Source organism: Paenibacillus durus ATCC 35681, assembly GCF_000993825.1.
In the GTDB taxonomy this organism is placed as follows: Bacteria; Bacillota; Bacilli; order Paenibacillales; family Paenibacillaceae; genus Paenibacillus_AQ; species Paenibacillus_AQ durus_B.
On sequence record NZ_CP011114.1, the window covers coordinates 5,081,117 to 5,100,209 of the forward strand.

At 55.3% G+C, this 19,093-nt stretch carries 15 protein-coding genes and 1 riboswitch; of the genes, 7 read left to right on the forward strand and 8 right to left on the reverse strand.

Annotated features, from left to right (window positions below; translation table 11 throughout):
• Positions 1-150 precede the first annotated feature (150 nt).
• Both VK70_RS23750 and VK70_RS23755 read left to right on the forward strand, forming a co-directional pair.
• The gene (locus tag VK70_RS23750; protein WP_025696205.1) at positions 151-972 is read left to right on the forward strand and encodes an alpha/beta fold hydrolase; all 822 of its coding nucleotides are present in this window, start codon (positions 151-153) and stop codon (positions 970-972) included.
• A gap of 90 nt (positions 973-1,062) precedes the next feature.
• Positions 1,063-2,433: an aldehyde dehydrogenase gene (locus VK70_RS23755; RefSeq protein WP_025696203.1), complete on the forward strand. Its 1,371-nt coding sequence runs from the start codon at positions 1,063-1,065 to the stop codon at positions 2,431-2,433.
• A gap of 679 nt (positions 2,434-3,112) precedes the next feature.
• Here the strand turns inward: VK70_RS23755 and odhB are convergent.
• Together odhB and VK70_RS23765 are read right to left on the reverse strand one after the other, a co-directional pair.
• Positions 3,113-4,420 carry a 2-oxoglutarate dehydrogenase complex dihydrolipoyllysine-residue succinyltransferase gene (gene odhB / locus VK70_RS23760; protein WP_046723836.1) on the reverse strand — a complete coding sequence of 436 codons (1,308 nt, stop codon included), beginning with the start codon at positions 4,418-4,420 and terminating at the stop codon, positions 3,113-3,115.
• 31 nt (positions 4,421-4,451) lie between these two features.
• The gene (locus tag VK70_RS23765) at positions 4,452-7,337 is read right to left on the reverse strand and encodes a 2-oxoglutarate dehydrogenase E1 component (RefSeq protein ID WP_025694970.1); all 2,886 of its coding nucleotides are present in this window, start codon (positions 7,335-7,337) and stop codon (positions 4,452-4,454) included.
• A gap of 484 nt (positions 7,338-7,821) precedes the next feature.
• A riboswitch (cyclic di-GMP riboswitch) is annotated at positions 7,822-7,911 on the forward strand.
• Positions 7,912-7,937: 26 nt separating this feature from the next.
• On the opposite strand from VK70_RS23765, the gene VK70_RS27535 reads away from it, so the two are divergent.
• Complete coding sequence (locus VK70_RS27535) at positions 7,938-8,090, forward strand: anti-repressor SinI family protein (protein WP_081754788.1); 153 nt, start codon at positions 7,938-7,940, stop codon at positions 8,088-8,090.
• A 95-nt stretch (positions 8,091-8,185) separates the two neighbouring features.
• Here VK70_RS27535 and VK70_RS23770 read toward each other — a convergent pair whose 3' ends face one another.
• The 6 genes from VK70_RS23770 to VK70_RS23795 form a co-directional block, all read right to left on the reverse strand.
• The gene (locus VK70_RS23770) at positions 8,186-8,530 is read right to left on the reverse strand and encodes a helix-turn-helix domain-containing protein (protein WP_036639621.1); all 345 of its coding nucleotides are present in this window, start codon (positions 8,528-8,530) and stop codon (positions 8,186-8,188) included.
• A 164-nt stretch (positions 8,531-8,694) separates the two neighbouring features.
• The gene (locus VK70_RS23775) at positions 8,695-9,669 is read right to left on the reverse strand and encodes an aldo/keto reductase (RefSeq protein ID WP_046723838.1); all 975 of its coding nucleotides are present in this window, start codon (positions 9,667-9,669) and stop codon (positions 8,695-8,697) included.
• 120 nt (positions 9,670-9,789) lie between these two features.
• Positions 9,790-10,356: a PadR family transcriptional regulator gene (locus tag VK70_RS23780; RefSeq protein ID WP_025694973.1), complete on the reverse strand. Its 567-nt coding sequence runs from the start codon at positions 10,354-10,356 to the stop codon at positions 9,790-9,792.
• Between the two features lie 7 nt (positions 10,357-10,363).
• A complete protein-coding gene (locus VK70_RS23785; protein WP_025694974.1) occupies positions 10,364-11,899 on the reverse strand; it encodes an MDR family MFS transporter in 1,536 nt (511 codons plus the stop codon).
• Positions 11,900-12,056: 157 nt separating this feature from the next.
• Positions 12,057-13,826 (reverse strand): bifunctional diguanylate cyclase/phosphohydrolase, encoded by a 1,770-nt coding sequence (locus VK70_RS23790; protein WP_081754790.1) that lies wholly within the window; start codon positions 13,824-13,826, stop codon positions 12,057-12,059.
• Positions 13,827-14,233: 407 nt separating this feature from the next.
• Positions 14,234-14,827, reverse strand: coding sequence for a DUF5317 domain-containing protein (locus VK70_RS23795; RefSeq protein ID WP_025694976.1), 594 nt, complete (start codon positions 14,825-14,827; stop codon positions 14,234-14,236).
• Between the two features lie 211 nt (positions 14,828-15,038).
• Between VK70_RS23795 and VK70_RS23800 the strand changes: the two genes are divergently transcribed.
• The 4 genes from VK70_RS23800 (at position 15,039) to nfsA (ending at position 19,011) form a co-directional block, all read left to right on the forward strand.
• Entirely contained in the window at positions 15,039-15,392 is a 354-nt protein-coding gene (locus VK70_RS23800) for a metal-sensitive transcriptional regulator (RefSeq protein WP_025694977.1), read from the forward strand.
• 14 nt (positions 15,393-15,406) lie between these two features.
• Positions 15,407-15,610: a copper ion binding protein gene (locus VK70_RS23805; RefSeq protein ID WP_025694978.1), complete on the forward strand. Its 204-nt coding sequence runs from the start codon at positions 15,407-15,409 to the stop codon at positions 15,608-15,610.
• A gap of 123 nt (positions 15,611-15,733) precedes the next feature.
• On the forward strand, positions 15,734-18,190 hold the full coding sequence (locus tag VK70_RS23810; protein WP_046723840.1) for a heavy metal translocating P-type ATPase: 2,457 nt from the start codon (positions 15,734-15,736) through the stop codon (positions 18,188-18,190).
• A gap of 38 nt (positions 18,191-18,228) precedes the next feature.
• Positions 18,229-19,011 (forward strand): oxygen-insensitive NADPH nitroreductase, encoded by a 783-nt coding sequence (gene nfsA / locus VK70_RS23815; protein ID WP_046723842.1) that lies wholly within the window; start codon positions 18,229-18,231, stop codon positions 19,009-19,011.
• Positions 19,012-19,093 lie beyond the last annotated feature (82 nt).

Below are 19,093 nucleotides of genomic sequence, written 5' to 3' on the forward strand. Positions count from 1 at the left end.
AGGAACAGTCTTTTTCAAACTATAAACGAGAAACGGATGCCCTCCTCCTGCGAGGACGGGGCAGCCGTTTCTTTTTATATGCGAACACACTTTCGCTATCAGGGATATAGTGGTAAGATAATAGAGTCTGGAAGGGAGAGGAAACGATAGATGCCATACTGTAAAACCGGGAAAGCGGAGCTTTATTATGAGGATTGGGGCGAAGGCAGGCCCATAGTGATGATCCACGGTTTCAGTCCCGACCATCGGCTGATGAGCGGCTGTATGGAACCTGTATTTAGGGAGAAAAAAGGCTGGAGACGGTTGTACATCGATCTGCCGGGAATGGGCAAGTCACGCCATTATCAGGATATCGGCAGCTCGGACGAGATGCTCGAAGCGGTGTTGTCTTTTCTGGATACCGTACTTCCGGATGAGACCTATTGTTTGGTTGGGGAATCTTATGGCGGCTATATGGTCAGGGGAATTATTGCAGATCGTCCGGAACAAGTGGATGGCGCAGCTTTGATTTGTCCAATGATTATACCGGAGAAAAAGGACAGGGAGCTTCCCGAACATTCCGTAGTTCATACAGACGCGAATTTTGTGGAGAAGCTTACAAAGGAACAACGGGACGATTTCCGTTCAATCGGAGTCGTCCTTGATGAATATACCTGGAGTCGCTACAACGAAGAGATCTTATCAGGCATCCGGTTGGCCGACGAAGATTTTCTGGCTGCCATCAAAGCCCGGTATGGCTTCTCCTTCCCGGTGGATCAGGATGAATTTCATAAACCGGGACTCTTGGTTACGGGAAGGCAGGATGCCATGACAGGCTATATCGATGCTTTTTCCATCCTGAACAAATATACCCGGACTTCATTTGCGGTGCTGGACCGGGCGGGTCATAACCTGCAAATCGAGCAGCCGGAGCTGTTCAACGCCTTGATGCAGGAGTGGCTGGACAGGGTAGAAGAGAACGGGATAAGGTAATCGGCAGAGGGCTTTGGGGAAAGGAACGCGCTGCTGCCGCCTTCTTGGCCTTCTTTTACCGGATATGCATCAAACGGAGGATGTTGATGAATGGAGAGCTATGGGTGGCTAACGGACAGACAACGGTCTTTTTTTGCAAGCGGGGAGACAAAAAGCTTAGGCTATCGGATCGACGCGCTCCGACGCCTTAAAGCAGGCATACAACAGCGCGAACGACAGCTGATCAACGCATTAAAAGCGGATCTGAACAAATCGGAATTCGAAGCTTACATGACGGAAATCGGAATTGTTCTTGAAGAAATCAGCTTCACGCTGAAGCATTTGCGGGCATGGGCCAAGCCTCGTAAGGTAAAGACGTCGGTTACTCATTTTGGCGCCAGAGGGCGCATTTATTCCGAGCCGTACGGCTTGGCTTTGATCCTCGCTCCCTGGAATTATCCGTTTCAATTGGCCGCCGCTCCATTGATCGGCGCTATCGCAGCAGGAAACTGCGCGGTCGTGAAGCCGTCGGAATTGACCCCGAGAACCTCGGAGACAATCGCAGAGATCATCCGTACAAGCTTTCAGGAAGATTACATTACTGTCGTTCAAGGCGGGATTAAAACGAGCGAGGCGCTGCTGAGGGAGAAGTTCGACTATATCTTTTTTACCGGGAGTGTTCCGGTCGGGAAGATTATTATGGAAGCCGCCGCTAAGCATCTAACACCGGTGACCTTGGAGCTTGGAGGAAAAAGCCCCTGCATCGTTCATGAAGACGCCAATCTCAAGCTGGCCGCGAGGCGTATTGCCTGGGGGAAGTTCATGAACGCCGGACAAACGTGCGTAGCGCCGGATTACATCTATGTTCATCAAAGCGTCAAGGAATCTTTCCTAAAGGAGCTGGAAAGCGCGGTAAAGGAGCTATACGGGGAACGGCCTCTACTGAATCCGGAGTTTACGCGGATTGTCGGCAGGAAGCATTTTGACCGGCTTAAGGCGTTTCTAAGCAGCGGGACACTGGCATTCGGCGGAGGAACGGACCCGGAGAAATTAACCATCGAACCGACTGTTCTAACGGATATTAGCTGGGAAGATCCCGTGATGCAGGAGGAAATTTTCGGGCCGCTGCTGCCGGTGCTGGAATACGGTAATCTGCCGGAGGCGATCAGAGAGATTGGCAACCAGCCGAAGCCGCTTGCGCTGTATTTGTTCACGGAAAGCCAAAGCGTGCAGGAGGAAATGGGGGAGAGGCTCTCTTTTGGCGGAGGCTGCATCAATGATACGGTGTATCATATTACTTCTCCATACCTGCCGTTTGGCGGGGTAGGCAGCAGCGGGATGGGAGCGTATCACGGACAAGCGAGCTTCGAGACGTTCTCGCACAGCAAGAGCGTGCTTAAGCAGACGACACGCTTCGATCTCCCGTTCCGGTATCCGAACCGGAAGAACGGGCTAAAGATCATCAAGCGGTTCCTGAAATGAAGGTTATGCTAGGTTGTATCGCGATAGCGGTGATGCATTCGCAAAGGCTTCCCAAGATCTGGGGTGCTGCAAAACTAGTAGAAGGGGTATCCTGTAAGCGATAAAGGGATTAACTTCAAAGCCTGGACGAAGGATGATAGAGTCTTAGTTTATGAAGGCGCATGAATGAGAGGGAAAACGTCCCTTTAATTTAAGGGAAAAGAGACCTTATGCGGGCATATACGGGAAAAGCTCCGGCTTATTGGCCGGGGTTTCTTATATTTTTGCAAAAACGCATAATTAAGAGGGAGGTATTCCCTCTCAGGTTAGGCATAAGCTCTCTAGTTGAAAAATAAGAGGGAGGAATTCCGTTTCAGCTCAAGATTAGCGCGGGCGAGGTGGTCATGTGACGCCAAACACCGCGCGCGGGGAGCTTCGTGCTGTGCGGCTTTCACGCCATCCGTCCGGCGGTGAATGAATCCGGGACCTGAGCTGCGGTTATAGAGCGGAAGCATGCGGGACTGTGCCAAAGTATTCGAATTAGATAGGGACGATTCAAAAATGACCTCAAACTCCACGGGCACGTGGAAGATGAGGTCATTTAGTGTAACGACATTCCATTTAAAGTAGGGGACTCGGCATCCCGAAATAACGTTTGGGATAGGATTAAAGAGAGTTAAGGCATCCTTGTCGGACTTCTTTAGCCTTCCAGCAGCAGCGCCTCAGGGTCCTCCAGCAGCTCTTTGACCTTGACGAGAAAGCTTACCGCTTCGGCTCCGTCGACGATCCGGTGATCGTAGGACAGGGCGATGTACATCATCGGCTTGTTGACGGTTGTCACTTCGTCGATGGCGATCGGGCGGAGCTGGATTTTATGCATGCCCAGAATGCCGACCTGCGGAGCATTCAGGATCGGCGTTGACAGCAGGGAACCGAATACGCCGCCGTTGGTAATCGTGAAGGTGCCGCCCTGAAGATCGGAGAGGGCGAGCGTGTTGGCGCGGGCTTTGGAAGCCAGCTCGGCGATCTGCCGCTCGATCTGCGGGAAGCTGAGCCGGTCGGCCTCCCGGACTACAGGCACGACGAGTCCTTCCTTGGCGGACACGGCGATGCCGATATCGTAAAATTTCTTAATGATGAGGTCCTCGCCGTCAATCTCGGCATTGAGCAGCGGATACGCCTTGAGCGCGCCGACTACCGCTTTGGTGAAGAAAGACATGAAGCCGAGGCCGATGTCATGCTTCTCCTTGAAGTTATCCTTGCGCCGCTTGCGGATATCCAGGATTGCGGTCATGTCCACCTCGTTGAAGGTGGTCAGCATGGCCGCCGTATGCTGCGCCTCCACGAGGCGGCTGGCAATCGTTAACCGTCTGCGCGACATGCGCTTGCGCTCGGTCTCCTTGCCGTCCGCCGCCTTGGTCCCAGGCGGCGGGCTGCCGGCCGGCGCGCCGCCCTGCGCGGGCGCGGCCGGTGCCGGCTTCGGCGCAGCGGGTACCGCTGCTGCGCCGAAGGTCTTCACATCGGCCTGGCCAATCCGGCCGATGGGATCGCGCGCGCCGACCTCGCCGAGGTCGATGCCGCGCTCGCGCGCGAGCTTGCGCGCACCCGGCGAAGCCAGGTACGCGGCGCCGTTCTCGGCGGCCGGGCCCTCCGGGGCGGTCGCCAGGGTCCCTGCACCGGCGGGTGGCGCCGCCGGCTGCTGCGCCGCAGGCACGACCGGCGCTTCCGGTGCGGCAGGCTTGCCGCTGTCCGCTGCCGAAGCCTTGCCGTCCCCGCCGCTGCCGATCAGGCCGATTACTTCCCCGACCGCGACATTGTCCCCGTCTTTACGCAAGATGGCGGAAATGACGCCGCTCTCCTCCGCGCTGATTTCCAGATTTACCTTATCCGTCTCAAGCTCTGCCAGCACGTCCCCCTGGCCGACATGGTCGCCTTCTTTTACAATCCACTTGTAGATCGTTCCTTCGGTAATGGATTCGCCCAGATCGGGCACTTTAATCTCGGACACAGGCCGCTACCTCCCCAAATTGTAATTGATGCTATCGTGACACCGTCCCGGAAGGAGACGGTACAGCCGCTTTCGTTTGCGAGTTCAAGTTCAGTGCTTCCGTGACGATTCTGCGTTGTTCAAAGGTGTGGACGTCCGCATACCCGCTGGCCGGGCTTGAGCGTTCCGGACGGCCGATATACCGTACAGCGGCATTGCTGGGCGCAATAGCGCGCAGCCGAGGCTCGATATAGCTCCAGGCGCCCATGTTCTTCGGTTCTTCCTGCACCCAGACGATCTCCTGCAGAGAAGTGAAAGCGTTCAGGTAGACGGCCAATTCGCGCGCCGGGAACGGATAGAGCTGTTCAAGACGAAGGATATGCAGCCGGGAAAGGTCCTGGCCCGCTGCCGCTTCCAGTTCGGCCTGCAGGTCAATGGTGATCTTTCCGCTGCACACGACCAGACGTGTGACGGCGCTGGGAGTCTGCCCGAGCAGCGGTTCCGGGAGCACGGGCTGAAATTGGCCGGATGCCAGCTCTAACCCGGAAGAAGCGCTGCGCGGGTTGCGGAGCAGGCTCTTCGGCGTCATGATAACGAGCGGCCTTGCGTCCGCCTGTCCGCACAGAGAAGCCTGGCGGCGCAGCAGATGGAAGTACTGCGCGGCGTTGGTAAGATTTGCAACCGTCCAGTTTTCCTCAGCGGATAGCTGCAAATACCGTTCCAATCGGCCGCTGGAGTGTTCCGGCCCCTGGCCTTCGTAGCCATGGGGCAGCAGGATGACCAGGTTGCTGCGCTGCGTCCATTTGGCGCGTCCGGCAGAAATGAACTGGTCGAGAATCACCTGCGCGGCATTGGCGAAATCGCCGTACTGCGCTTCCCACAGTACGAATGTCTCCGGCGCAAATACGTTGTAGCCGTACTCGTAGCCGAGCACCGAAGCCTCCGACAGCGGGCTGTTGTAGACGCCGAAGGAAGCCTTGGCATCCTCAAGTTGGTGAAGCGGGGAGTAGAGCGCTCCCGTCTCACTGTCGTGAAGCACGAGATGACGCTGCGAGAAGGTGCCGCGCTGCGCATCCTGACCGCTCAGGCGGATTGGCGTTCCGTCCTGGAGAATGGCCGCGAAAGCCAGCGTTTCGGCCAGCGCCCAATCCACCTTCTCCCCGTCATTCAACAGATCCTTGCGCCGCTGGAGAATCCGCTGCAGCTTCGGGTACACCTTGAAGCCTTCGGGGAAGGACAGCAGCTGGCGGTTAATGCTCTGCAGCTTGCCGAGCGGCACGGCCGTAGGCGCCGAGGTCTCTTCATCCGTCTGCAAGGCGACGGCTGTCTTCGTCTCGCCGTTCTTCTGCTTGCCCTCTTTCATCCGCTCGTAAGCCTGCTGAAGCACATTGTCCGCTTCGGACATCATCTTCGCCAGTTCATCCTGGGCAATCACCTTCTCGCGCTCCAGCTTCTCGGCATAAATCCGGAGAACGGTAGGATGATTTTTTACCTTGCCGTAGACGATCGGCTGGGTCATTTCGGGATCATCCATTTCATTATGTCCGTGTCTGCGGTAACCGACAAGATCGATCAGAAAATCTTTTTTGAACAGATTGCGGTAAGCGCTGGCCATGCGGACGGCGGCAATGCAGGCTTCCGGATCGTCGGCATTGACATGGACGATCGGAATTTCATAGCCTTTGGCAAGATCGCTCGCATAGTGCGTGGAGCGGGAATCCTCGCTTTCGGTCGTGAAGCCGATCCGGTTATTGACGATGATGTGGATCGTTCCGCCATTCTGGTATCCCTGAAGCTTGCCGATATTCAGCGTCTCCGCCACAATGCCTTCGCCGGGGAAGGCGGCGTCTCCGTGGATCAGCACAGCCATAGCCTTGTTCGTGTCCAGCCCAGGCAGCCCCGGAGCGCTCCGGTCTTCCTGGGCCGCGCGCGCAAAGCCTTCGACGACCGGGTTGACGAATTCCAGATGGCTAGGGTTGTTGGCCAGCGTCAGACGGGCGCGCACGGTCTCGCCTTCGCGGAACGCGCGGTCGGCGCCCAAATGGTATTTTACATCTCCGGTCCAGCCGTAGTTGATGCCCATGGACCCTTCGGACGGGAACAGCTCCTTATTCGGGGAGTGGTGGAATTCGGAGAAAATAATATCGTAAGGTTTGCCCAAAATATGCGCGAGCACATTCAAACGGCCCCGGTGGGCCATGCCCATCAGGATATGCTCCGCGCCGTCGTGCGCGGCCGCGCGGACAATTTCGTCCAGCATGGGAACAAGCGTATCATTGCCTTCCAGGCTGAAGCGCTTCTGGCCGACGAATGTCTTGTGCAGGAAGGTCTCGAACTGCTCTACCTGGATGAGCCGGCCCAGCAGCCCTTTGCGTTCCGCCGGGGTGAGCGGAGCGGGCGAGGTGGCCGATTCAGCCTGGCTGTTCAGCCAGCGAAGCTCCTGCTGGTCGTGGACATGGCTGAACTCGTAGGCGATCGTCTTGGTATAGGTTTGGCGCATCCGGTGATAAGCGTCCCAGCCTGTCAGCACATCCTGGGGAGCATTCTCCCAGATGAGCGAAGCCGGCAGGGCAAGCAAATCTTCGCGCGTAAGCTCATAAGTCTCGGGGTCCAGCCATTTGGCCATGGAGGTATGGCCCTGTCCCAGCGGGTCGATGTCGGCGGCCAGATGGCCAAAAATGCGGATGCTCGCGATCAGCTTGGAGGCTCTAACCGCTTTGCGGAGCCAGTCGGTATCGGCGGGCAGGGCCGGTCCTGGAGTTCTTGCAGCCTCGGATGTCAGCGGAGGAGAGCCATAGATGGTGAATAGTTCGCGGTAGTGGGCTTCCACTGAAGAAGGATCTTCGGCGAAATGTTCGTACTTTTCCTGAATGTAGCCCAGATTGGGACCGTAATACTTGCTCCAGACAGATTCGTTGTAGGACTCTTTGGCTGACATGAAACATCCTCCTAACGGTTAAGCTCCAAAGGTGGCGCCGATCAGGAAGGCACGCTTTTGGAGCTGCGGTGGTTACGTTTACATTCTATAACAAAGACAAACCATTATAAAGCCGGTGCCTCATCCTATTGTGCTCCTTTCAACATATGTAATCAATTCAAGCTTTCGTCCAATCCGTTCGAAAAAAGGCATAATTATGTACAGGACCAAATAACCAATTAAATGATTCGCTGAATTCAAAAAAATTTGGTTAGCAGACTTGAAAAATGGGTATTTGTTGTATATAGTTCATTCATACTACTAAGATCATACATATGTTCAATTTATTTCTGCTGCCGGGTGCCGTTTGATCAGCTCTATTTTTTTTCTCCGCGCATACTTACTTATTTCCAAAATTCGACACACTTTAGGACGAACTTCTTGTATAATATTCTTGCAAGACTCATTGTAATGAGAATCAATATCAGATCCTTGAATGCAAGGGTCCAGTAAAAGGTAAACCTGCTGAAAGGCAGGGGCACAAAGTCACGGGTCTAAGGTAATTTTTACATACTACGACGGCCGGACTGCCTGGGGACAAAAATCTTAGGAGGAGATTTTTTGGACAAGTCCAACCAGGGGAACATCGGAGAGCTGCAGACGTCAGAGCTTGATATGGAATGGGTGTATTTGCTTCTGAAAGCAAAGAAGCAAGGGCTCCAAGTGGATGAGATTCGTCAGTTTTTCAATGACAGGACGCTTAAGGCAATATAGCAAGAGGGGTCTAACAGGGCATTATCAATTGATATTTGAAAGAGGACATGGCGGCGCGGCGTCATGTCCTCTGTATGTTTGTGGGCTTTGCTGGGTTACTGGTCCTTTTGTTCAAGCCGCCATTTCTGGTAATCCAGAAATTCCTTAAACTCGCGCTTGCTGACGCCTGAGGACATAGCCTCCTGCACCAGCTTGAACCATTCGGAATCCAGCAGTTCCTCCTGCGTATCGGAATTCTCTCCATAGAGAAGAACGTGAACGGGAACGTCCAGAGCCTCGGCAATTTTTTCAATGAATTGGATAGAGGGGTTGGATTGAATGTTGCGTTCAACATTGCTTAAGTATGATTTGGCCACATCAGCCTTGCTGGCCAGCTCGGATAAAGATAATCCCTTCTCCAGACGAAGATGCTGAATGTGTTGTCCTATATTATCTGGCACGACGAGTTACGCCCCCCTCCTTGTTTTTTTGGTACTAGTATAGCAAAGGTCTGCATACAAGGCAAAGCAGGCATTTTCCAGAAATTCTAACGAATCCGAAAGCTATAAACCGGCTGGACGCTATTCTATCCCTTCGATTTCTGCGGCGGCATGGCAGCGGATCGTTAAGGCAACCGCACGCCCCGGGAGCTGACGTACAGGTCATACCATTCCTTACGGGTAAGCGTAAGCTTGTCCGCGCCTTCGCAGGCTGCGATGCGCTTCGGATTTACCGTCCCGATGACGGGCTGAATCGCGGCCGGATGCGTCATCAGCCATGAGAGGACAATCGCTTCCGGGGTTGTCCCTTTCTCATCGGCCAGTGTACGGACCAGGTACGCGGTGCTGCGGACCGCTTCGGATTCTCCGTCCAGCGGGCGTCCGCTGTATTTGCCCTGGGCCAGCGGCCCCCACGCCTGAAGCTGGATATTCTCCAGCCTGCAGTGCTCGATCGTTCCTTCGGGCATGCCCTGCTCTCTCCAGGCTTGCTGATTGACGCTTACGACCGAATCGAGCCAGTAGATCTTCTCAAGGCTCATTTCCAACTGGTTGACGATAAACGGCTCTTCGCTGTATGCCTGAAGCAGCTTGATCTGCCCCTGGCTCATATTGGAGACACCGAAATGCCGCACCTTGCCGGATTGCTTAAGCAGTTGAAGTGCTTCGCCCACGTCTTCAGGGTCCATCAGCGGATCGGGCCGGTGAAGCAGCAGAATATCAAGGTATTCTGCTCCCAGACGAGACAGGATGCCGTCCACGCTGCTCAGAATATGGCTCTTGGAGAAATCGAACACATTGGAGCTTTCGCCCGGTTCGGCCAGCTTAATGCCGCACTTCGATTGAAGAATGATCTGTTCACGCAGCTCCGGCCGTTCTTTGAGGACGGTGCCGAATACTTGCTCCGCTTTGCCGCGGGTGTAAATATCAGCATGATCGAACATATTGATGCCGATGGAGAGCGCCGCTTCAACAGCCGCATGTCCTTCCTTGATCTGCTCCTTGGTAATCGCCTCGCGGTCCCAGCCTCCGCCTAGACCCATACAGCCCAGGACAAGCCGGCTTGCGGGAATTCCGCGCTTATTAAGTGGCAACGTTTTCAATTCAATCCCTCCGTCATAGTGGTAGATGATTTCAGAGATATTGTACAACTTTGGAAGCCGGCAGGATACTCTATGATACTTTGGATCGCTGAAGAAGCGGCGCAAGGCGTCACACCTGGCTTACTCCTTCAGCTCCAAAGGCTTCCCGATATCGCCGAGCTTATGCGCCCGTACGTCAGCGTACAGGCGCTTCAGCCAGTTCAGTTCCGTCAGGCTGTGCTCATATTTGCCGTACATGAGATGCAGCGCGGCGCGGGGAACGATGGGAATATGCTCTTCATAGACCTGATAAGCGAGATTGACCTGATGCTCGGTCTCCCGGATGCGCTCCTCCAGCAGCTTCGCAATCTTATCCGGATCAATATGCCGGGAGAAGGCGAGCGCAAGGTACATCGGATGATAGAGGGTGTCGTTCTTCTTGAATAGCTGGAGCAGGAGCTGCTCGAACAGGGTTTTTCCCGAATCTGTAATCCGGTATATGGTTTTATCCGGCCGGTCGCTGCTGCGGATAATCTCAACCTGCGCAATCTGTCCGTTCTTGGCCAACTGGTCGACGGCGTAGTATAGGGAGCCCATTTGCAGCTTCGTAATCTGGTCGATCGCCCGGTCTTTCATCACCAGCATCATTTCATAGGGATGCATGTCCCGTTCCAGCAGCAGTCCGAGAATAGCGAGCTTCATCGACATGGCTGCTCTACTCCTTAGCAGGCTCCGGTGCCGAAATCTTCGGGCGGGCGAGCAGGCGGTCTTTCGGCATCAGCAGCACGGCGATAAATCCAAGCGCGGCGGGAACAAGCGCCCACAGGAAAGAGTGAGCGATGGAGGACGACAGCGCGGCGGATATTTTCTCCAGCACCGGGGCCGGGATTTGCGCTCTTGCTTCCGGTGTCAGCGCGGCTCGCGGATCGCCGAAGGCGGATGACTGGGCGGCGTTTCCGAACGCGCTGCTGAGTCTGTCCGTGAACAGATTACGCTGAATGATGCCGAAGATCGTAATGCCGAGCGTCATGCCGAGCGAACGCATAAAGGTATTGGTCGACGTGGCCGCGCCGCGCTGCCGCACATCAAAATGATGGACGGAAGACATGTTAAGCACAGAGAAGGAAAATCCGACGCCGAATCCGGTCAAGGCCATATAGATGTTGACCAGCAGGCGTGAAATGTCCGGCGACAGGGTGCCAAGCAGGGCGACGCCGGCGATGAAGCAGACTGCGGACAGCAGCATGATGCTGCGGAAGCTTATCCGGGAGGTAAGCTGGCCGCCAAGCTGGGCGCCGACGACAGAACCGATCATCATTGGCATCAGAATCAGGCCCGAATTAGTGGCCGAACCGCCGAATACGCCCTGCACGAAGATCGGGATGTAGACGGTCGCCACAATGAAGGCCGAGCCGTAGAAAAAGGCCGCCAGAGCACTTGTGGCAAACAATCTTTTGCGAAACATGCCGAAAGTGATGACAGGTTCAGCCGCATGCCGCTCAATGAACAGAAAGGCGATCAGCAGCACCGCAAAGCCCGCAAACAGGCCAAGGATAGCGGGGGAGTCCCAAGCGTACTGCCGTCCGCCGATCCTTTGTCCGCCAAGCTCCAGAGCGAACATAAGACAGATAATCGCCCCGACCAGCGTAAAGGCGCCGCCCCAGTCGATCCGCTGCTTGGAGTGAGTCACCGATTCTTTGTAGGCCAGAGCGAGCATGATGAAGGCGATCACCCCAAGAGGGAGATTGATGTAGAATATCCAGCGCCAGCCGACATATTCGGTGATATAAGCGCCGAGCAGCGGACCGAGGACGCTGGAGATGCCGAAGACCGCGCCGAACAGTCCGGTCATCTTGCCGCGCTTCTCCGGCGGAAAGATATCGAATATAATCGTGAACGCGATCGGCATCAGCGCGCCGCCGCCCACACCTTGGATCGCCCGGTAGATGCTGAGCTGGGTAATGCTGCCTGCGGTGCCGCAGAGGGCCGAGCCGATCAGGAACAGCAGCAGTCCGAGCATGAAGAAGCGTTTGCGTCCGTACATATCGGACAGCTTGCCGAAGACGGGAGTGCCGGCCATCACCATAACCATATACGCCGAGGTTACCCATACAATTTTGTCCAAACCGCCTAATTCGCCGACAATGGTACCTAGAGCTGCGGCGACGATTGTGTTGTCCATCGCGGCCATCAAAATGCCGAGAAGCAGGCCGGCTACGATAAGCTTTAGATTGCTGTCTTTGGAATACATGATTTAAACTCCTTTTTCTGAGTGTTTAGTGAAGTCTAATTATATTCAAATTTGAATAGGTAATCAATACATTTTATGACAAAAAAGGACCCCGCTCGACCGAGGTCCTGCTGTTCACGCTTTTTCGGTTTCTTCGCGCCGCCGGATAAGAAGAGGTCTATACCGCCGTTTCCTTGGCGCGCAGCTGCCTGGATTCGATATAGCTGATAAAAAACTCCGTAAGCTGCGGATCGAATTGGCTGCCCGCGCAAGCCCTGAGCTCGACAATCGCCTCTTCCACCGATTTGGTCTGCTGATAGGGACGTTCCGTCGTCATGGCGTCAAAGGAATCGATAATGGTCAGCATCCGGCACAGCCTTGGAATTTCCTCGCCTTTGAAGCCGTGCGGATAGCCTTTGCCGTCGTACCTTTCGTGGTGCAGCTCGATATAAGGGGCCAAATCCTTGAACTTGTCGCCCATCAGCGCCATTTGCTTGCCCCAGGTCACATGCCATTTTACCATTTCCCACTCCTCGGGCGTGAGCGTCTCCTTCTTGTTCAGTATGCCCCAGGGGATTTCGAGCTTGCCGATGTCATGGATCAGCGAACCCAGCGTGAACTGGCGCTTCGACAAGCTGTCCAGCATGAGCAGCTCGCTGATGTCCATAGCGTACCGGAATACCCTTTTGGAATGTTTAAACGTTTCCAGATCCTTGTACATGAACAGGCTAAGCTGCTGCTCGATATCCCGCACGTCCTGGCTGAAATCGATATCCTGCTCAAGCGGCGATTGGTGGCCGTAGATATGGACCATATTCTTGCCCTGCTTCTTGGCGTAGTACAATGCCTGGTCGGCCTGATCGACAAGCTCCGATTTGTCGTGAATGTCGCTGCGGTAGCCCGCGATTCCTGAGGAAAAGGACAAGCAGCCTTGAGGGAAAATCTCCGCCCCTTCAAAAGGGGAGTTGTTCAGCGTCTTGCGCAGGCGGTCGAGAAAGCTTTTGGCCTGCCCGGTGTCATATGAGGGCATCAGGATCGTGAATTCTTCCCCGCCGTAGCGGGAGACGACCATGTCAGCGCCGCCGCATTCCTTTTTCAGCAATTCCGCCAAAAAAACGATCAGCCCGTCACCCTTAAGATGGCCGAAGTGGTCATTATATTTCTTGAAATCATCGATATCGATCATGGCGAGCGACAACGAGGAGCCTGTGCTTCTGGATTTGCGCATTTCCTCTTCCAGCGTCAGCTCGAAATAGCTGTGGTTGAACAGACCTGTCCGCGGGTCACGGTTCGCCCGCTCCTCGATGTCCCGGTACATCGCGAACATCTGCTTGAACGCATAGGACAGCAAAACGCTGAGACAGAGAAACAGGGCCAGCCCGAAAATATGATTATGGTATAAAAGGATGACCAGCACAAGCGCCAGCACCAGGGTACTGAGGTAGGCAATGATCGTGTCCTTTATCATTCCTTTTAGTGTTTCGTACAGATTCTCATTATAGAAGACATAGTAATAAAAGACGATCAGCATCGTATTCAGCACGAAGTATATGGCCATGCCTCCAGCATACGCCAGAAGATGGTTGTCCATAAGCGGTCCCCGTACCCCTCCCAGGGCAGTAAAGGAAAAGGATGCGGAGGCGATAATGATTGAGTATATGGCAAAGTTGATCAGATGCTTCCACCAGATGGTCTTACGTTCAATGAGAAAAATAACCGCGGACGAGACCAGAAGGACGGTTAAGCTGAACGTGGGGCCAAATACGAAAATACAGGCCAGATAAACGGAAGAGTCAAGGGATAACCCGTTGCCCTGCGGAGGAAGCTGGAATGTAAAGACCGTTAATACGACAGCCGCTCCCGATAGCGCATACACCCATACCCAAGTTGAAGTTGTATAGTGAATAAAAGCGCCCTGATTATATATCGTGAACAAACCGAGTCCCATCAGGCAAATGGCAAGGGCGTACAGGTGACTCAGGTTCAGCTTGGCTATGACCGCGTTCCACTTTGGCAAAAGTTACCCTCCTTTTCACAAGTATCTTGATTGTCCCATTTATTTTAAGGGATTTATCGGAGATTTCATAGATGATGACAGGCAAAATCCAAGAGTATAAAAAGAGGCGGTTTCGCAGGCCTTGGAGTTGGCGGGGTTTCCTGGCATGCTAAAAAGCAGGCTGAACATCAGCCTGCTCTCTGTTCCATCCGATCAACGGCCGCCGCCGATAAGTCTGAATCCGGAGGTCAAAGCCAAAACCACGGAAGCAACGATAACTACATTGATAATAATGCGCGAATACAGCATGCCGTCCCATTTCTTTTTCACAATTGTTCACCCCTTTCGATAACGGATCGTCAAGACTGCTTGGCTTCCATCTCCTGAGTTTGAATCTGTCTTTTGTCTGGAACAAGAATGTGCTGAAGATAGAGGAAAATCCCTACATTCATCACAATATCGCCAACGCTGATGACCTGAGTGCGCGGGTAAGGCTTGGACAGCGGAATAATATCCCCAAGGAACGACAGCCTGGTCGCGGAGTCCATCAGAAAATGCTTCGTAACAACGGCTCCCGACTGCAGAAGTTGCACGTAATAAGGGTCCAGAACCTTTGACGCCTCCAGCGAGACAGGCATCTTGCCGCCATTGACGGCCATGACGAGAAAGTTCAGAAAGACACCGGCAAAAATGAACAGAAAGCCCGGAGTGCTCCGGTTCAACCACAGGATGTAAAGCCCTGCCACGTACACGCCGGCAAAGAAAATACCGCTGAGCGAAGCAAAGGCAGCCGACCGATCATTCAGTTCAAACACGACAAACTGCAGCAGCAAAAGCAAGGGAAACCATAAGCCGCCTCTGATGCGCAGGCTGCTGAATTGCGTCAGGCCGTAACGAAATCCGCCCCGGAGCAGCCCGACAACCAAACCGAGCACAATACCGTCGTAGACCATGTTGAATGCTCCTATACCTATGTTTTGATAAAAGGAATCCTATGTAGATTAAGGATATTCGACCCTAAATATGGAAATCCTTCTGACTATGACGATATTCCTCAATTTTTTTCAAAATATGTGTCGAAAAATTTAAAACACGGCTAATGGATTTCTGCTGCTTGACATACCCCTATGGGGTATATTAAAGTGATGTTAAGGAGGTTGATGCATGGCAGCACATGAGAAGCATGATGAAGGTGTTGTTCCGCATGACTGCTGCGGCGGCGATTGCCATTCTTCCGAAGAGCGTAAAAGCCATCATACCCAGGAATTCAAGAACGGGCTGACTACCCGGCTTAACCGCATAGAAGGGCAGATCCGCGGGATTAAAGGCATGATTGAGCGCGACACCTACTGCGATGATGTTCTGACCCAGCTTGCGGCGGTTCAGTCGGCGCTTGGAAGCGTCGGGAAGCTGCTGCTTGAAGGCCATATGAAGAGCTGTATCATTGACAGAATCGAAGCCGGAGAACATGAGGTTGTGGACGAACTGCTGGTTACAATCGGCAGATTAATGAAATAAGGAGAGGATTAATAATGGCGAACGTTGTATTGAATGTAGAGGGAATGTCCTGCGGACATTGCGTAAGCTCGGTGGAGAAAGCGGTAAGCAATCTGGGAGCATCCGCAACCGTGGATCTGGCATCCAAGACGGTAGCGGTAGATTATGACGACAGCAAGGTCAGTGTGGGAACCATCAAGGAAGCGATTGAAGAGCAGGGCTATGACGTAGTTCAATAAGCTAAATGAGGCATAAACTAAGGCATGGAGCATTAGGGATAAAAAGTCCTGTTATAACGCTCCGCGCCTTCTCTTTTTTACAATTCACATACCCCCTATGGGTATCTAAAAGGATGTGATCTTATGGAGGAAACAGCAGTGGCACCCGTAGAGGAGCAGGCGACCTTGCAGATTACGGGCATGACCTGCTCCGCCTGCGCGGCGAGGATCGAGAAAGGGATATCCCGCATGGAGGGCGTCTCCCGGGCGAATGTCAATCTTGCGCTGGAGCAGGCGTCCGTGGGCTTCGATCCGAAGGTTGTTAGCGTACCGAAGATCGAGGACAAGATCCGCTCGCTCGGCTACGACACGGTGAAGGAAGCGGCGGACTTCGATATTTCCGGCATGACCTGCGCCGCCTGCTCGGCCCGGATCGAGAAGGTGCTTGGCAAGATGCCGGGCATTGCCGGAGTCAATGTTAACCTTGCGCTTGAAACGGCGCATGTGGAATATACCCCGGGGATGATTACTCCCCAGGACATCGTCGCTAAGGTCGACTCGATCGGCTACAAAGCTTCGCTGAAGGAAGACCGGAAGGAGACGGCCGATCGGCGGGAGCTTGAAATCAGCCGCAAGCGCATAAAATGGATGATTTCGGCGCTGTTGTCTCTGCCGCTTCTGTGGGCGATGGTCGGCCATTTCTCATTCACGTCCTGGATTCCCGTTCCGGAGCTGTTCATGAATCCCTGGTTCCAGCTTGTTCTGGCGACGCCGGTACAGTTCATTATCGGCTGGCAGTTCTATGTCGGCGCCTACAAGGCGCTCCGTAACGGCAGCGCCAATATGGATGTGCTGGTGGCACTGGGTACGTCGGCCGCTTACTTCTACAGCCTGTACCTTACGCTCGATTCCCTGCGGATGAACGGCATGAATCATACGGTTGAAATGTACTATGAGACCGGAGCAGTGCTGATCACGCTCATTCTGGTCGGCAAATGGTTCGAGGCGCTGGCGAAGGGCCGCTCCTCCGACGCCATCCGCAGTCTGATGGGCTTGCAGGCCAAGACGGCGCTTGTGATCCGTGAAGGAACGGAGATGAACGTTCCCGTAGAGGAAGTCGTGATCGGGGATATCGTGCTCGTGAAGCCGGGCACCAAGATTCCCGTTGACGGCGAAGTGACTGAAGGCTTGTCATCCGTAGATGAATCGATGCTTACGGGCGAGAGCATTCCGGTGGAGAAGAAGCCGGGCGACCCCGTGATTGGAGCGACGGTGAACAAGAACGGCGTGCTAAAGATCAAAGCCCGCAAGGTGGGCCGCGACACGGCGCTTGCCCAGATTATCCGCGTAGTTGAGGAAGCGCAGGGGTCCAAGGCGCCGATCCAGCGGGTGGCGGATGTCATCTCCGGCATCTTCGTGCCGATTGTGGTAGCCATCGCCGCATTGACGTTCCTGATCTGGTATCTGTGGGCGGCGCCGGGACAGTTCGCTGAAGCGCTGGAGAAAGGAATCGCCGTACTCGTTATCGCCTGCCCCTGCGCGCTGGGCTTGGCGACGCCGACCTCGATTATGGCCGGCTCCGGCAGGGCCGCGGAGCTTGGCATTCTGTTCAAGGGCGGCGAGCATCTGGAAGCCGCGCAGGGCATTCAGCTCGTCGTGCTCGACAAGACGGGCACCGTAACGAGCGGCAAGCCGGTGCTCACGGACGTGCTTGTATCGCCCGGCTTCAAGGGCGCTCCGGAGCTGGCTCCGGCAGACAGCCTGCTGGCGCTTGCGGCGGCGGCCGAGAAGCTGTCGGAGCATCCGCTGGCAGAGGCGGTGGCCGCAGGCGCAGCGGAGAAAGGGCTGGCGCTGGCCGAAGCCGGAAGCTTCGCCAATGTACCCGGGCGGGGTATCAAGGCCGCCGTCCAGGGCAGGGAGATCATCGTCGGCACGCGCCGGATGATGGAGGAGAACGGCGTCGATGCCGCCCGCTGGCTTGACGCCATGAACGATCTTGAGCAGCAGGGCAAGACGGCGATGCTGGTCGCGGTGGACGGCGTTAGCGAAGGTATCGTAGCCGTCGCGGATACGATTAAGCCGACCTCGCGTGAAGCGGTGGCGGCTTTGCGGAGCATGGGGATCGACGTCGTGATGATCACCGGCGACAATGAGCGGACGGCGCGGGCGATCGCGGCCGAGGCCGGCATTGACCGGGTGATGGCCGAAGTGCTGCCCGAAGGCAAGGCCGAGGCGGTGCGGAAGCTTCAGGAGGGCGGCGTGAAGGTGGCGATGGTCGGCGACGGAATCAACGATGCGCCGGCGCTGGCGACCGCCGATATCGGCATGGCGGTCGGCACCGGGACAGACGTGGCGATGGAAGCGGCGGATATTACGCTGATGCGCGGCGATCTGAAGGCCATCGCCGACGCGATCAAGATGAGCCGCAAGACGATGGGCAACATCAAGCAGAATCTGTTCTGGGCGCTCGGCTACAATACGGTCGGCATTCCGATAGCTGCGCTGGGATTCCTCGCGCCCTGGCTGGCGGGTGCGGCTATGGCGTTCAGCTCGGTTTCGGTCGTGCTGAATGCGCTGCGGCTGCAGCGGGTAAAGTTATAACGCAGGAGTAAAAATGGCTTGAAAGGAAGTGGGGAGCAATGAGCAAGGATCTCCGGGAGTCCGAGGCGGCATCCCTTGATAACGAGGTGCTGTCCCTGCTGGGCAGACATGTCTCCGTCCGCAAGTTCCGGCCGGACCCGGTAAGCGAAGAGCAGCTTGCCGCCATTATCCAGGCGGCGCAGATGGCCTCTACCTCCAGCAATGTGCAGGCATACAGCGTAATCGCGGTGGCTGATCCGGCGCTGAAAGCGGAGCTTGCGGCGCTTGCCGGGAACCAGGCCTATGTGGCGGAATGCCCGGTCTTTCTGGTCTGGTGCGCCGATATGTACCGGCTGCGGGAGGCGGCAAAGCCGCATCTGAACGGCGCGGCCACCTATGAGGATTCGGCGGAGAATTTCATCATCGCCACCGTCGACACCGCGCTGGCCGCGCAGAACGCCGCCGTGGCGGCGGAGTCGCTGGGGCTGGGCATCGTCTACATCGGCGGCTTGCGGAACAAGATCGCTGAGGTGGCCGAGCGGCTCGGATTGCCCGAGCTGGTCTATCCGCTGTTCGGCATGTGCCTTGGCTATCCCGATCAGGCACCGGCGCTGCGTCCGCGCCTGCCGCTGCCGGCGGTGCTGCATCGTGACCGCTACGATGCCGAAGAGACGGTGCGCCAGGTCAAGGCATACGACGCTACGATGTCCGAGTATTTGCGCAAGCGGACCGGAGGGGCGAAGGACACCCCTTGGTCGGCGATCATGGCGGACCGGCTTGCGGAGCCGATCCGGCTGCATATGAAGGATTTCCTGCTGGGCAAAGGCTTTTTGCGTAGGTAGGGTCTAGTCCGCAGGAGGCGTTTGGAATTTCAATAAAGAGGGTACGGGCTTCGGCATGGGATTGCCGGGGTTCGTACCCTTT